The 14,818-nt window shown below is 45.5% G+C and carries 13 protein-coding genes and 1 pseudogene; 9 read left to right on the top strand and 5 right to left on the bottom strand.

Annotated elements, in window-relative coordinates; all coding sequences use genetic code 11:
• The 3 genes from FEF09_RS15755 (at position 1) to FEF09_RS15765 (ending at position 2,624) form a co-directional block, all read left to right on the top strand.
• Positions 1-1,089: a cytochrome-c peroxidase gene (locus tag FEF09_RS15755; protein WP_146306008.1), complete on the top strand. Its 1,089-nt coding sequence runs from the start codon at positions 1-3 to the stop codon at positions 1,087-1,089.
• A 111-nt stretch (positions 1,090-1,200) separates the two neighbouring features.
• Complete coding sequence (locus FEF09_RS15760) at positions 1,201-1,698, top strand: molybdopterin-dependent oxidoreductase (RefSeq protein WP_146306009.1); 498 nt, start codon at positions 1,201-1,203, stop codon at positions 1,696-1,698.
• 350 nt (positions 1,699-2,048) lie between these two features.
• A complete protein-coding gene (locus FEF09_RS15765) occupies positions 2,049-2,624 on the top strand; it encodes a fatty acid desaturase (protein WP_261387527.1) in 576 nt (191 codons plus the stop codon).
• Between the two features lie 83 nt (positions 2,625-2,707).
• Here FEF09_RS15765 and FEF09_RS15770 read toward each other — a convergent pair whose 3' ends face one another.
• Genes FEF09_RS15770 through FEF09_RS15785 form a run of 4 tightly spaced genes read right to left on the bottom strand, consistent with a single transcriptional unit; the run spans position 2,708 to position 6,278 of the window.
• Positions 2,708-3,298 carry an HAD family hydrolase gene (locus FEF09_RS15770; protein WP_146306011.1) on the bottom strand — a complete coding sequence of 197 codons (591 nt, stop codon included), beginning with the start codon at positions 3,296-3,298 and terminating at the stop codon, positions 2,708-2,710.
• Positions 3,295-4,026, bottom strand: a complete 732-nt coding sequence (locus tag FEF09_RS15775; protein WP_146306012.1) for an SDR family oxidoreductase — start codon at positions 4,024-4,026, stop codon at positions 3,295-3,297. Before FEF09_RS15775 ends, FEF09_RS15770 begins: the two co-directional genes overlap by 4 nt.
• Before the next feature lie 33 nt (positions 4,027-4,059).
• Complete coding sequence (locus FEF09_RS15780) at positions 4,060-5,391, bottom strand: FAD-binding oxidoreductase (protein WP_146306013.1); 1,332 nt, start codon at positions 5,389-5,391, stop codon at positions 4,060-4,062.
• Complete coding sequence (locus FEF09_RS15785) at positions 5,391-6,278, bottom strand: decaprenyl-phosphate phosphoribosyltransferase (protein ID WP_146306014.1); 888 nt, start codon at positions 6,276-6,278, stop codon at positions 5,391-5,393. The genes FEF09_RS15780 and FEF09_RS15785 overlap by 1 nt, the downstream gene beginning before the upstream one ends.
• Positions 6,279-6,423: 145 nt before the next feature.
• Here FEF09_RS15785 and FEF09_RS15790 point away from each other — a divergent pair, with 145 nt between their 5' ends.
• From FEF09_RS15790 to FEF09_RS15810, 5 genes are all read left to right on the top strand, one after another.
• On the top strand, positions 6,424-8,121 hold the full coding sequence (locus tag FEF09_RS15790) for a hypothetical protein (RefSeq protein ID WP_146306015.1): 1,698 nt from the start codon (positions 6,424-6,426) through the stop codon (positions 8,119-8,121).
• A 70-nt stretch (positions 8,122-8,191) separates the two neighbouring features.
• Positions 8,192-9,094, top strand: a complete 903-nt coding sequence (locus tag FEF09_RS15795; RefSeq protein ID WP_186774367.1) for an EamA family transporter — start codon at positions 8,192-8,194, stop codon at positions 9,092-9,094.
• 31 nt (positions 9,095-9,125) lie between these two features.
• Positions 9,126-10,148 (top strand): hypothetical protein, encoded by a 1,023-nt coding sequence (locus FEF09_RS15800; protein ID WP_146306017.1) that lies wholly within the window; start codon positions 9,126-9,128, stop codon positions 10,146-10,148.
• The gene (locus FEF09_RS15805; protein WP_146306018.1) at positions 10,145-10,411 is read left to right on the top strand and encodes a hypothetical protein; all 267 of its coding nucleotides are present in this window, start codon (positions 10,145-10,147) and stop codon (positions 10,409-10,411) included. Before FEF09_RS15800 ends, FEF09_RS15805 begins: the two co-directional genes overlap by 4 nt.
• An 872-nt stretch (positions 10,412-11,283) precedes the next feature.
• Positions 11,284-12,540, top strand: a complete 1,257-nt coding sequence (locus tag FEF09_RS15810; protein WP_146306019.1) for a putative DNA modification/repair radical SAM protein — start codon at positions 11,284-11,286, stop codon at positions 12,538-12,540.
• A 231-nt stretch (positions 12,541-12,771) separates the two neighbouring features.
• On the opposite strand, the gene FEF09_RS33115 is transcribed toward FEF09_RS15810, so the two are convergent.
• Entirely contained in the window at positions 12,772-12,894 is a 123-nt protein-coding gene (locus FEF09_RS33115; protein ID WP_261387528.1) for a hypothetical protein, read from the bottom strand.
• A 92-nt stretch (positions 12,895-12,986) separates the two neighbouring features.
• Here FEF09_RS33115 and FEF09_RS15815 point away from each other — a divergent pair.
• Positions 12,987-13,556, top strand: a pseudogene (locus FEF09_RS15815) (TIGR03915 family putative DNA repair protein); the annotation flags it as partial.
• Positions 13,557-14,818 lie beyond the last annotated feature (1,262 nt).

Raw genomic sequence — 14,818 nt, forward strand, 5'->3', positions numbered from 1 at the left:
ATGCAGGTAAGCGGGTATAAAATATTGATTTCCATATTACTGGTGGCCGGATTGTCCATCGCAGGGTTCCACAGGCAGGGACCTGAACCCCTGCATATAGACTATCCGGCCTACTTTGGTAACAGGACCTTCATACCGGATGATAATCCGACTACGGTGGAGGGGGTGGCATTGGGCAGACGGCTGTTTTATGAAAAGAGATTGTCCGTCAGCCGGCAGATGTCCTGCGGAACCTGTCACCGGCAGGAGCTGGCATTTACAGATGGCAAAGTATTCAGTGAGGGAGCAGATGGGAGTCTGCAACCACGTAATACCATGTCGTTGGTAAACCTCCTTTGGGTACGTAACTTTTTCTGGGATGGCCGTGTCGCCGGACTGGAAATGCAGGCGGCGGTACCGCTGACCAACGCGCATGAAATGGGACAATCACTGGCTGTGTCTGCGGCGCTCCTCTCGGGAGAGCCCGTATATAGATCCTTGTTCAGCAAAGCTTTCGGGACAGATAGTATGACAGGAGAGGGGATTGTAAAGGCGCTTTCTCAGTTTGAGCGTACGCTGGTTTCTGCGAATGCGCCTTACGATCAATACCTGCGTGGCGACTATCAGCCGACGGTTGCTGAGTTGAACGGGATCAGTCTTTTTTATGGCAATCCGGATGCTGCAAGGAATGTACGCGGTGCAGGTTGCGCACACTGTCATGGTGGTCCGAAGACATATATCGAGTTATACCATAATAACGGACTGGATTCGATACCTGCGAATCCGGGCAGGGAGCTTGTCAGCGGTCAGTCTTACGACCGGGGCCGTTTCAGGGTAGTGTCATTACGGAATATTGCTTTGACGGCGCCTTATATGCATGACGGAAGGTTTAAGACTTTGGAAGAAGTATTGTCTCACTATAACGAGCATATTAAACTAAGTAAAACATTGAGTCCGTTTCTGCAAGGTGTTGGTAATTCGAATGCGCTGGATGGTCTGACGCTGGGATTGACCGATAGTGAAAAAAAGGACTTGTTGGCGTTTATGCATATGCTGACGGATCCGACTTTTATCTCAGATAAGCGGTTTTCTGATCCCTTTCAGGATTGATTGTATACTGTTGTGACACACGCTTTTAATTAAACGGGGTAAATGCCTGATAACGAGTTGCTTCGAGCGGCTCACATGTCAATACTTAATTTTAATTCTTAATTCAATATCATGAACATCTTCCGTAGTGTAATCGTCCTGAGTTTTCAGCTGGCATTTATTGTTTCCGCTTATGCCCAGACCGGTCCGGGCATAAAGATCAGTGGTGAGGTGACAAAACCCCTGACGTTATCCATAGAAGATCTTGCGAAGATGAAGCGGAGTACGGCGGTGCTGACTGACAGGGACGGGAAGCCGCATAATTATCAGGGTGTTGCTTTGCAGGAATTGCTTGAGCAGGCTGGCGTGACGATGGGTAAACAGTTGCGCGGTGAACAACTGACCAAATACCTGATGGTGAAATGTGCAGATGGGTATGAGGTATTGTTTTCGCTCGCAGAGCTGGACAGTAGTTTTACGGACCGTGTGGTGATACTGGCTGATAAATTGGAAAATGGTCCTTTACCCGATGGAAAAGGTCCCTTCAGACTGGTTGTACCCGGTGAGAAAAAACCGGCCAGAAGTAGCTTTCAGGTGGTCGAAATGGTGATCCGCTATGCTAAAGATTAATGGTTTTTATAATTTTAACATTTCTTAAACACGCCGCAGTGGCTAACCGCCACTGAATAATTATGCTCTGTAACTGATAAGTAATTATTTATGAGGCTTCACGATCATTTTAATCTAACTTTGTTCTCTTATTCAATTACGTTTAAAGAGAGAAAATGACTGCGATTCTGATATTCTTTTTTTCCCACTGGTTTTTGTCGTTGTTCTTTCACACCTTTTTCCTGCATAGATATGCATCCCATCAGATGTATACTGTGAGCAAAGGTTGGGAGAGAATATTTTACTTCTGCACCTGGTTTTTCCAGGGTACATCTTACTTAGTACCAAGAGCATATGGTTCCATGCACCGCATGCACCATGAATTCAGCGATACTGAACATGATCCGCATTCTCCACACTTCTTCAAAGATGTATGGTCAATGATGTGGCAGACACGTAAGCTGTACAACGACATTTATCATAAGAAGGTAGTTCTGGATGAGAAGTTTACCAAAAATCCTCCGTTACCGGTATGGGATGCGCTGGATCGTTTTGGCGATCACACGGCGGTTCGTCTGGCATGGGCAGGTCTTTACATTGCTTTCTATGTAGCATTTGCTCCAGCCTGGTATTGGTTCCTGCTGTTGCCTATCCACTTCCTGATCGGACCTGTACAGGGTGCCGTTGTGAACTGGTGTGGTCATAAATACGGTTATCAGAACTTTGATAATGGTGACAAATCCCGTAATAGTTCTCCATGGGGTATCCTGCTGCTGGGTGAGTTGTTCCAGAACAACCACCACAAACATGGTGACAGTCCTAACTTTGCGAAGAAATGGTTTGAATTTGATCCGACCTATCCGGTAATGAAGTTCTTCAACTTCATCGGCATCATCAAACTGAAGAAAGCGCAGGTGAAGGTGGTTAACATGAAAGCAGCTGCTTAAACAAGATAGTAAGTAGAAATAGATAGAAACACTACAGGCCATCAATTATAGTCAGACGACTATGATTGATGGCCTGAGTGTTTTTAGAACTTCCTGAAATATCCGAAGGTAGCCATCTGCAACATGGGCTTATCGCCACTGGTGTCGCCGTAGGCGTAAATATCTCCATAAGCGGGCAGGTCATATTGCTGACGTATGCGCCGTACTTTTTCTTCTCCATTACAATTGATCCCCAGAATACGGCCGGTCACTTTTGCATCGCTGACTTCCAGTTGTGTACCGATACATTCGATCCCCATACATTCGGCCCATGGCTTTACCCATTCCTGTGCGGAAGCAGTCACAACTACTACACGGTGTCCTTTTCTGAGATGTTGCTGTATTTCCTGTGCTGCATTTTCCCTGATTATTGCGGGCAAAGCGTCTCTACAGAAAGCGGCGCATTTGTCGCGGAATTCTTCAATAGGCATGCCTTTAAAAAAGTGACGCAGGACGATCTCTTTTCCTTTTTGTTTGGAGATCAGTTTACATTTCATCATGACAAGTGCCGGTGCCAGCAATGCGAGGCCGGCATACAGGGCCGCGTTACCTTTCTGAAACCGGATAATTTCAAACAGTGTATCACGGTGGGTGATGGTACCATCGAAATCAAAGAAGGCAATGGCTGGCTTCATAATTTGAGCTTTTTAAACATAAACTCAGGTATCGATTTGATAATGAGCATGATATAGCGCCAGAACCATTTCGTATAAATCGTGTTCTTTTTCGCTTTAACGGCCTTATAAATGTCTTTCGCTACGTCTTGCGGCTGAGCAGTCAGCATAGGCGGCAGTTTCAGGTTTTCGGTCATACGGGTATAAACGAAACCGGGTTGTACGCTAACTACGTGTACGCCCTTGTGAAACAATCGGTTACGCAGTCCGCTGAGGTAGGCAGTGAAGCCTGCTTTTGCACTTCCGTAGAGGTAATTACTCTGACGGCCACGTTCACCGGCTACAGAACTGATGCCGACAATAGTACCAGTGCCACGGGCGGCATAGTCTTCTGCTACAGCATTCAGGATGGACACTGCACCGGTATAGTTGGTATGCAGGATGCGGGCTGCTTCAGTCCAGTCGGACTGGCCTTTTTCCTGTGAACCCAGATAACCGAATACGGCGATAGTGATATCCGGTTTGGTGGACAGGGAATTATAGAAAGCCGGATGGCTGTTGAAATCGGTCGCGTCAAAGGCATAGGAGCTGGTCTGCACCTGATAACGGATGCGGAGGTCCTGCTCCAGTGGAGCAATGGAGGCAACGTTACGGGCAGCCAATTGAATATCGTATTTGTTAGCAGCGAACTCGCGGGCTATGGCAACAGCCATATCCGACCCAGCTCCCAGAATAAGAACAGTAGGCATATAATTGATCTCGGTATTTTAAGGTAGCAGTGTTTATTGTGTTAATAGCAGTCTGTCGGACTGTATTGAACGAAACAGCTTTTTACCGTTGTATGTTTTAATGATATCGGCAAATTTTTGCGCGTTGGGGTAGCTCTGCCAGAATACTTCCTGTTTCATACGGGCATCCTTAGACAGGTATAGGCGTCCACCGTATTGTAGCACGATTTCATCCAACTGATCGAGGAATTCGAAGAGACCTTTGCGTACAGGGAAGTCCAGCGCCAGAGTATAGCCTTCCATCGGGAAAGAGATGAGGCTGTCCTGTTTACCGAAGACTTTCAGTACGGCGAGGAATGATCCAAGACCGGCATCGCTGATCTTTTTGAGGATTGCGACAAGGCCATCTTTCTTTTCGAGTGGCAGGACGAACTGGTATTGTACGAAGCCGGCTTTACCATAACCACGATTCCAGTGCAGGATAGCATCCAGAGGATAGAAGAATGGTTCGTAAGGGATGACGTTGTTGATTTCCCGCTTGGTATTCTTCAGGTAATATAGCCAGTTGAAAGCCTTAACAGTCAGCGTGTTGAGTGTGAAAGACGGGAGATTGAACGGCATGGACAGTTTACGTTTCTGCGCCAGATGGAGGGGCGCTTTACGTTGCTGTTCGCTAAGTTCCTGTGGAGTAGCGTGTTCACCTACAATGAGGATACCACGGCCGAAAGCGTCACCTTTCTGCAGGCAATCGATCCATGCCATGGAGTATGTGTAGTCTTTATATTCTTCGAACAGGCGGATCAGGTCTTCGAGGTTCTTAGCCTTGATCTGTTTCTGACGGATATAGGCAGTATCAATCTTTTTAAGACCGAACTTCACACGGGTAATAATACCGGTGAGGCCCATACCACCGCAGGTTGCCCAGAAGAGGTCTGCTTCAATACCAGCGGAGCAGGTGATCGTTTCCTGATTGCCGGTAATAACGTCCATATTGATAATATGTCCTGAGAAGGAGCCATCCACGTGGTGATTCTTTCCATGTACGTCAGAGGCTACCGCACCACCGATGGTGATGAATTTGGTACCCGGCGTAACGGGAAGGAACCATCCATGGGGAACGATAATATCGAGGATCTGATCGAGTGTGATACCGGACTGACATTCAAAGATGCCATTTTCGATATCAAAAGCCAGCACCTTATCATATTTAAGGGTGGAGACACTGTGATTGGCAAGAGAAGCGTCGCCGTAACAGCGACCGTTTCCACGGGCGATAACAGATGAATGAGAGGATATAAAATCCTGTATTTGATCTTCCTGCGAAAATGATGTTTCATCGCAGGAGATAGCGGGGTAATTCCCCCAGTTTGCTAACCGTTTTTCCATTACTCAAAAAAACTTTTGTTAGTGGGTAAATAAATAATCACATAAAAACTCAGCACCCACAGGAGTATGGTTAATTGAATGAAACGGTCTTTGTATAGGATTTTGGTTGGAGAACCTGTATCGTTCTCCACATATGTTATTTGCAAATATCGCAATAATCCACCAATTACAAAAAGACATGTATAATAAAGGCGGTAAGTATGAAAGCGTGCCATTGTTTCGGGCGCCATGGTATACATCAGATAGGCGACGATAATCACTGCTGAGACCAGCGCCAGCATCACATTCATAAAATCCATATTATATCCTTTGGAGGCCTTCCGCATGTCTTTACCGGACTGTGTTTTGATCAGCACATCATCTCTTCTTTTAGCGATAGCCATAAACAGTGCCAGCAGGAATACCATGATCATCAGCCATTCGGAGGAGGCGATATTGGCTGCCACGCCACCGGCTTTGATTCTGAGTACGAAACCGGCTGACAGGATGAGGATATCCAGTATAGATATGTTTTTCAATCCGAAGGAGTACAACAGGTTGAGAATAAAGTAAATGCCTACTACGAACGCAAATTTTGGTCTGACGTACCAGGCGAGTAGTCCGCCGATACCCAGACATAAAACAAAAAATACGAGGGCAGCTGGTTTGGATACTGCGCCGGAGGCAATGGGGCGTTTACACTTTACCGGGTGGACCCTATCGGCCTCCACATCCATATAATCATTAATAATGTAGATGCTGCTGGCAACGAGGCTAAACGCGAAAAAACCGATCAGGAGTTCGAGTACTTTAGGTAGAATAAAAATTTCGCCCGCAAAGAAAAGGGGGATATACAAGAACAGGTTCTTTGCCCAATGGGAGGGTCTTAACAGTTTTAAATATTGCACGGGGATAGACTTATAATTGACGCCAAGATACGGACTCATTACCGAACAACAATGCTAAGAAATGCTTATTTCGGGTAAATTCTACTATTTTTGAGCCCGTTCGTGTTAAATTATACTCGATTTCATCATTTTATTATCCCCTTTTATGTCGTCAACTTTTGCTCCGTTCAGCCGTAAAAGTGCCTTTATTACGGAACTACTGATTATTATCGGTCTGGCTATTGTACCGTTGTTTGTCACTTTCCCTTACCGGGTAAACATCTTTCTTTCGTGGGAGGGTGCTTACAGATTATCTCAGGGGCAGGTGCCTTACAAAGACTTTGGATTGCCGTTGGGTTATGGTTTCTGGCTGATGCCTGCATTGTTTTTTAAGATTTTTGGTGCACAGCTGATTTCCCTTGTAAAAGCGCAGGTGGCGATGAACATCATTGCCGGTTTGTCTTTCCGTTCTATTCTGAAAAGTCTGCATGTAAAAGCGGGTATCAGGGTATTGTCGGTGTTGTTGTTTGTTTTGTCTTATTCCTTCTTCAATTTCTGGCCGTGGTATAACCAGACGGTGATCGTATATGAATTGGTTGGACTGGCTTTTTTATTCCGCTTCCTGACAGGGCCGGATGGAAAGATCCGTTATCTGTTCCTTTTCCTGTCTGCGGTGTTCACTTTTCTGTCGTTCTTTACTAAACAGGATGGCGGCGGACTGGCATTATTATTATCACTGGCATTGCTGGCCTACAACACACTCGAGCGCAAAAGCTGGCTGGATATTCCGGTGTACTTAGCGTTTTATGGTCTTGTGGCAGCGGCGGTTATCGTGCCTTTACTGCCTTATGGTTTCGGTTATTGGTTTAACCACGGACAGGCGCCGCACAATTCGCGTTTATCCTTATATGATATTATTACAGAGGTGATGGCTGCTTCGCAGTGGATCAAGTTTTACTTTGTGATGGTGGTGCTTTGTCTGGTGCCGGCGTTTGGTGACTGGAAGCGTTTCTGGAATAACCGGGAATCTATGTTATTCACGCTGTTGACGTTGGGGATTCTGGTAGAAGCGGCTATTTTTCAGGTGACCAGTTATACGCCGCCGGATAATAATATCTTCTTCCATGCCTTTGCTTTTGCATTCATTGTGAGTCGTTTACAGGATCAACTTCATCTGAAGCTGGAACGTTGGTCATCATTTGGTCTGGCGACTGCATTAGTATTATTATGGTGGTCAGGTTCTTTCTGGAAATACCTTGATCGTGTGGTAGCGCGTATTGTGCCACATGAGCAGGTGATAGCAGGTAAGGGAGAGGGGCAGGTTGCGGATAGCAGTAATTATGCGATTTACAATCCGCAGGTCAGTGCTACCGGAGAGAATGTGGTGTCTCGCAATAACTTCATGCTGAATACGGACACGACAGATGTTCCTACAGATAAATGGATCTTTTCTGATCTCTGGGCTTTTAAGAAGATCTATATGCCGCCTTCTACGGTAGAAGGTATGAACCGTTTGATGGCGATGCCTGTTGTAAAGGAGAAGAAAGGTGATCTTAAGCTATTGAATATGACTGAATTAACACCACTTGCGCAAGCCATGCCTTACAAGCTGGAAACGGGCAGTGATTATCCATTATGGTATCATCTGGGTGTGGGTATGTTTAACCGTCAGCTGGAAATGTTCAGCAAAAAGGTCAAGGGGCATTACTATGACGTTGTATTATATGAATATGCGGCGGGTAATAATAACTTTTTCCCGTTTGCACTGAGATATGAACTGCAGAAGCACTATCGTAAGGTAGATGAATTCCTTGCGCCCCGTCGTCCGACGAACGCTATTATTGAAGTGTTTGTAGCGCAATAGTGGGCTAGTTTTCAAAGCTTTGTGTGGTATTTCTTTACCCTTTACGCTAATTCACGTGAAAACTGATACTGTGCCAAACAAGCCAGATAACACAAAGCTCTGGCTATTTCTGTTTGCTGTATATATTATCTGGGGATCTACTTATCTGGGGATGAAAATCGCCACGGAGGTAGTTCCCCCTTTTTTATTATCTGCCTTTCGTTTTCTGGCGGCGGGGATTATTCTGAGTCTGATCAGTCGGGGAAGTGAAAAACAGTGGCCGACGAAGCAACAGGTATTGTCTGCTGCTTTTGTCGGATTGATGCTGATCGGTATAGGTAATTCCTGTACGGCGCTGGCGGTGCATTATATGCCATCCGGACTGGTGGCGCTGATTGTGGCTGCTATACCGGTATGGTTTGTCGGGTTTGACTGGGCATTCTTCAGCAAACAGCGTCCTACCATTATGACGTTTACGGGTATTCTGGTGGGGCTGATAGGATTGTTCCTCTTATTCAATCCATTTGCGGCAGATCATGAGAGCCGTTCGTATCCTTTATGGCCTATTGCGATTCTGGCGGGAGGCTGTGCCTGTTGGGCGCTGGGATCATTGTCTGTTTCTAAATTGTCTATGCCGGCGCCTATGACGTCTGCTGCCTTACAGATGCTGACAGGTTCGGTATTTTGTTTTATCGTGAGTTCGGTGATCGAACCCGGTGCGTGGAGTACGCTGGCGCATCTGAGTACCCGGACGATCAGTGCTTATCTTTATCTGGTGTTTATTGGTTCGCTGGTAGGTTTTACTTCTTACAGCTGGCTGACCCGCAATGCGCCGCCGGGGTTATTGTCTACGTATGCATATGTGAATCCGGTGGTGGCGTTATTTCTTGGATGGGCGATCGGTCATGAAAGTTTGTCTTCGCAGGCTTTGATGGCATGCGGGATTGTGATCGGAGGTGTTGTGCTGATGACATTGGGAAAGCGGAAGGTTTAAAAAGATTGATCAATAGCTAATTGATTATTTTATGTCTTACGAACATCTTTCTGAAAGAAAAGGTACACGGCCCGGCCGTGCTGTGGCCGGAGAGCAATTGAGAGGTGGCATTTCAATGCCTGCGATAAAGCCTTTGCTGAAAAAATCTGCTGCCAACGATGCGCCTGTTCAACGTTATGTACATCTGGAAGATGATCAACACAAAGTCGCTGATAACGGGGAAATGTATGTTGAGGGTGTGGGAGCTGGCAATAAGCTTTTTGCAACACAATCGTTGATTGCAAAAGCGACACAGGAGTTGCAGGATGCAGGTGTAGCAGTAAAATTAGTCAAAGGCCGTGGCACCAAAGATGTTCAAAAACCCCGGGCGAAAAAAGGTGAGATTAATACATTAACAGAGGTTTCGCTGAAGAATGCGCAAGGGAATCGAAAATTTGAGCATGTGGAAAGTTGTATTGATGAAGCGAGAAAGATTATGGAAGCCGGGAAAGCGGAAGGTTTTGAGAATGAAGAGCTCTATCAGGAAGTACTGGGTTACCTGCTCGAAAAAACCGGCAGTGGCGCAATTGTAAGAGAGCGAAAAGAGGAGATAGCTGGTAATGAACGCGCCAAGGAGACTGGTATTAACACACTGACTGTTGAAGTTTATGACGAGTTCCGGGATCTGTATTATAATGCGGTATACAAAACCGAACTTGACTTAGCGCCGGAATGGGAATACGTGAGAAAAATGATGAATAACAAATATCCACGTGAACCTTATCACACGGTTGAATCATTCTGGAATAATCTGGAGCGTGTTTCACATATGACAGATGAGCGCTTACCAGAAGATCTGATACCTGAAAATGTACAAACATTCAAAACAGCGTTGCAGGGTCAGCTGAATACCCGCCAGCTGTTGGCTACTCATAATTTACGTCCGGGACAGGAAGTGGAAGGCGTCAATGAGAAGGCAAATCCGAAGGTGGGTGGTGCTTTTCTTATCCTGAGCGGCGGCGATAATTATGAAAAACAGCTCACCTGGAATTTTCATTGGGGGCTGCTGTCATGAAAGGTGAAACAGATGTTGTAACGGTGGAAAGTTATGCGTTTAACAAAGCAATGACCGGTACCTGGGATATGTATAGTCTTGGGAGAGCCAGCCAATCTTTTCATAGTGAGCATGCTGGTAGCAACATGCACGGACGATCGCCGGTTACGGTGGGTACATGGGCGAATGGTGGTCAAAACTTGCGGGTTGGGTCGGAGGATGATCTGACAGAGAAAAATGTTTTGAAGCAGGAAACCGGTGGAACGTCAAAGAAGACGAAATAAGATATGATATTTGATATAGTCGGGTTTCATTTATAATAAATTTCATCCTTATCGCAGGCTTCTACATACTTTCATACTGGGTGTAAGGTGCACCTGATCAGGAAATGAGTTGGGAATGCTGGTCCTTACACCTGAATTATACATACTTCCTACCGGGTGTATAGGTGGACTTGATCGGGAAATGAGGAGGTAAGTCTGGCCACTATACCTGAATTATACATGCTCTATACATACTTCCTACCGGGTGTATAGGTGGACTTGATCGGGAAATGAGGAGGGAATGCTGGCCCTTATACCCGACTTATACATACTCTATTCATACTTCATACCGGGCGTATAGGTGGACTTGATCGGGAAATGTGGAGGTAAGTCCGGCCCTTATACCCGACTTATACATACTCTATACATACTTCATACCGGGCGTATAGGTGGACTTGATCGGGAAATGAAGAGGTAAGCCCCGCCACTATATCTGAATTATACATGCTCTATACATACTTCATACCGGGCATATAGGTGGACTTGATCGGGAAATGAAGAGGTAAGCCCCGCCACTATATCTGAATTATACATGCTCTATACATACTTCATACCGGGCGCATGGGTGGACTTAATAGGGAAATGAGGAGGTAAGTCTGACTGTTATACCCGACCTATACATACCTTATACATGCTTCATACACACAGTATAGCGAGACCTGATCCAAAGATCCAGCTTTAAAATCCCCTTATACACAGCTGTTATTTCCGGAGGGAAGCGCATCAGTACCGTCTGATAGCACTTACCAGCCTCTTCATGTGCACAAACTGTCAACTAATTTATTTAGTAATTACTAAAATAGTTAGTAATTTAGTTCCACAGTTGAATAGTTATGGAAAGGATACAGGAGAAACTTGCGATACTGGCGGATGCGGCGAAATATGATGCGTCCTGTGCCTCAAGCGGCAGTAACCGGAAAAACGAAACCAAAGGGTTGGGCAACGCTCATCCGGGTATGGGAATTTGTCATTCTTATACGGCAGATGGTCGTTGTGTATCGTTACTGAAGATATTGCTGACAAATGTATGCATTTATGATTGTGCGTACTGCGTGTCCCGTAAAAGTAATGATATTAAACGGGCGGCATTTACGGTACAGGAGGTGGTAGACCTCACCATTAACTTTTACCGCCGGAATTATATAGAAGGGCTTTTTCTGAGCTCCGGTATTTTCAAAGATCCGGACTATACAATGGAAAGGCTGGTAAGGGTCGCTAAAAAGCTACGAACGGAGCATAATTTCAACGGGTATATCCATTTAAAGGCGATTCCCGGAGCGAGTGATGAGTTAATGCGGGAGGCGGGTTTGTATGCGGATCGCTTAAGTGTGAATCTGGAGCTGCCGACGGAAGCAGGATTAAAACTATTGGCGCCGGAGAAAAACCGGCCGGCAATGATTCAACCGATCCGGTTTCTGCAGAACGAGATTATCCGGTTGGAGGATGAGCGGAAGGTGCTCAAGAAGGTACCGACTTTTGTGCCGGCAGGCCAAAGTACACAGGTGATAGTTGGCGCAGCGGGAGAATCGGATATGGAGATCATGCATCTGGCATCCCGGTTTTACCAGCAGTTCCAGTTGAAACGGGTGTACTATTCGGGATATGTGCCTATCAGCAATGATAACAGGTTGCCAGCTTTACATAGTCAGGTGCCATTGATGCGGGAGAACCGTTTATATCAGGCGGACTGGCTGTTGCGCTTTTATGGTTTTGAGCCCCATGAATTATTGAATGAGCGGCATCCGAATCTCGACACAGATATTGACCCCAAGCTATCCTGGGCGTTGCGGAATCTGGACAGCTTTCCGGTAGATATCAACAAGGCAGATAAAATGCTGATAGCCAGAGTGCCGGGGATTGGTATTGAAAGTCTGCGTAAAATCTGTGCCGCGCGTATGCATGGCACACTTGGCTGGGATCAGTTGAAACAGATGGGTGTACAGATTGGCAAAGCGAGATACTTTATTACCTGTAAAGCTGGTCCGCTCGAAAGACGGGATCTGACTCCGGAACAGATCCGGCAACAACTGTTGGCACAATCTCACAGTAAATGGGCGAAGGCGCATAGTCCGCAGTTGCAGTTGTTTTAATTGAACAGAGAAGGATCTTACAGTGAATGAGCGAAGCGCACAGTCCGCAGTTGTTTGATTGAACAAAGAAGGATCTTACAGTGAATGGGCGAAGTGCATAGTTCGCAGTTGCAATTGTTTTGATTGAATAAAGAACGAGAATCAATATACAGAGTCTATGCTATGAATTCCTCAATACCTGCCGTCCGGCGGACTATCACAGGCTGTGGTTGATAGTCTGCCGACGGTAGACTAAATGTTACTAAAATGACTACGTGGTTGTATGATGGAAGTTTTGATGGCTTCCTTTCTGCCGTATTTGATCTGTACTGGCAGAAGAAGACGGATGTTACTATCCGGAAGGAACAGGATCATGTCCAGGGTTTGTTTGAGAATGTCATATTTATGCCGACGATCACGGCTAACGCCGACAGGGTATGGGCTGGTTTAAGTAAAAGTTATCTGAAGAACATCTGCAGCAGTTGTTTTGCTGTTATCTTTCAGAACTGGCTGGAGAAGAGGATCATATGGTGGGATTCATACGACATGTGTTCTCCAGCGAAAAGGATATTACCGGTGATTTTGGAAACAAATATATACTGCATGTTGCACAGACGGCACGTAAGGTATTGCGTGAAAAACATCGGATGGAAGCGTTTGTGCGTTTCCAACTGACAAAGGATAATATCTATTATTCCTTAGTAGCTCCGGATTATAATGTCTTACCCATTATTGCCAAACATTTTAAAGAGCGGTATGCTGATCAGTATTGGATCATTTATGATGAACGCAGGCGGTTTGGTATCTATTATAATCTTGAAAAAGTAGAGACAATACGTTTGCAGTTTAATACGGAATATGATCCGCATTATCATACGACGGGGAATGTGTGGGCGCCGGAGGAAGAGTTGTATCAAAAATTGTGGAATACGTATTTTAAAGAAGCGAATATTGTAGGCAGGAAAAACCCGCGGTTACAGCTGCAACATATGCCGCGCAGGTATTGGAAGTATCTGACGGAGATGCGGTTAGATTGAGTGGTTTAAGGTGAGTTGGAGATAGAGAACTATCTTAAAGGAATTTGTAATGTTTGTTTCAATAGTGCTTACAGACAGCTCGTCTGACCAGCTATTATAGCTTGTGAAATACAAATGGGCAAGGCAGTTTTAATATCTCTGTAAAGGCATGTAGACAGTCCATACAGTGAAGGACTTCAAAATGCCGGGATACTAAAAGCCGGCTTGCCCATGATGTATTCGTTACGTTGCTCAGTAAGGTTAAGTAATTAATAGCAGGAGTAAACTTCATGATATGCTCCGCAAGTTCCGCTGATGGCTGTTGCGTAAATCGTCATTAGTGGTGATTCGCCCGGTCTGACAGGAGAAAGCGCAAGATTGGGGGCGGCTACGGTACAAAGATTCTCTGATTCTATGGCACGCAGGTAAATGTTACAGCGTTCAGGATCACCGGAGGACTTAAAAGCTGCGTATACTGCAGCAGATAGTGCAATGGCGCATATGCAGATCATTATCATTTTTGCTTTTAACATCAGGAAGTATTTAGTAGTTAACAATAGGATCGCAGATCAACTGCAGGCATAATAGGTAACAATATTAGGGCACGGACCCGGAACGATCGTTGCATAAGTTGTTCCCCATGCCGGCTGACCCGGATATCTGGTAATAGTTGTCGCCGCGTGCAATGTGACCGTACATATGGTTGTATTGGGGCCTTCTGTACATAGTACAGATGTCCTGATTGGCCGTATTGGTTACTGCCGCCAGCACACGCCTGCGACAGCTAAAAACGCTACAATAGAAAGAATAATCCGTCCTTTTCTCATACAATAGTATTACAGGTGAACAATACCTGAAATTATACAGAGGGCTGTTACGGAGCTGCGTTGTTGTGTGAAGACTATTCCTCAGGAACTGGACAGTATTAGTTCTCCTTGGCTTATTGGTCAAATTTGCGATGAATTCTGTCATGCTTTTGCCGCTTTTCTGGTCAATCTTCAATATCTCCAGTTTTCAGTACTCTGTCCTTCTGCAGAATGAAATTGCGTTCGGTAGCGGCGAACTGTAACATAATAGCTGCTGCCGTTTCCTGATCATCTACCTGAATCGCAAGTTTTAATGCGGAGAGTTTGAAATTCAGGTTGGTGATTTCGTTCTGGAAATATTTGATTTCACCAAGGTTGTTTTAATACAGTTTCAGGAAGAAGAAGGCAAAGACTTCTATGATGATAACAGTGGCCACTCTGGGAAGGAAGTATTGCAGGAGGTCGATGGTGGTTGTC

Origin of the sequence: Chitinophaga pinensis (assembly GCF_007896845.1) — a bacterium.
GTDB classification, from domain to species: Bacteria; Bacteroidota; Bacteroidia; order Chitinophagales; family Chitinophagaceae; genus Chitinophaga; species Chitinophaga pinensis_C.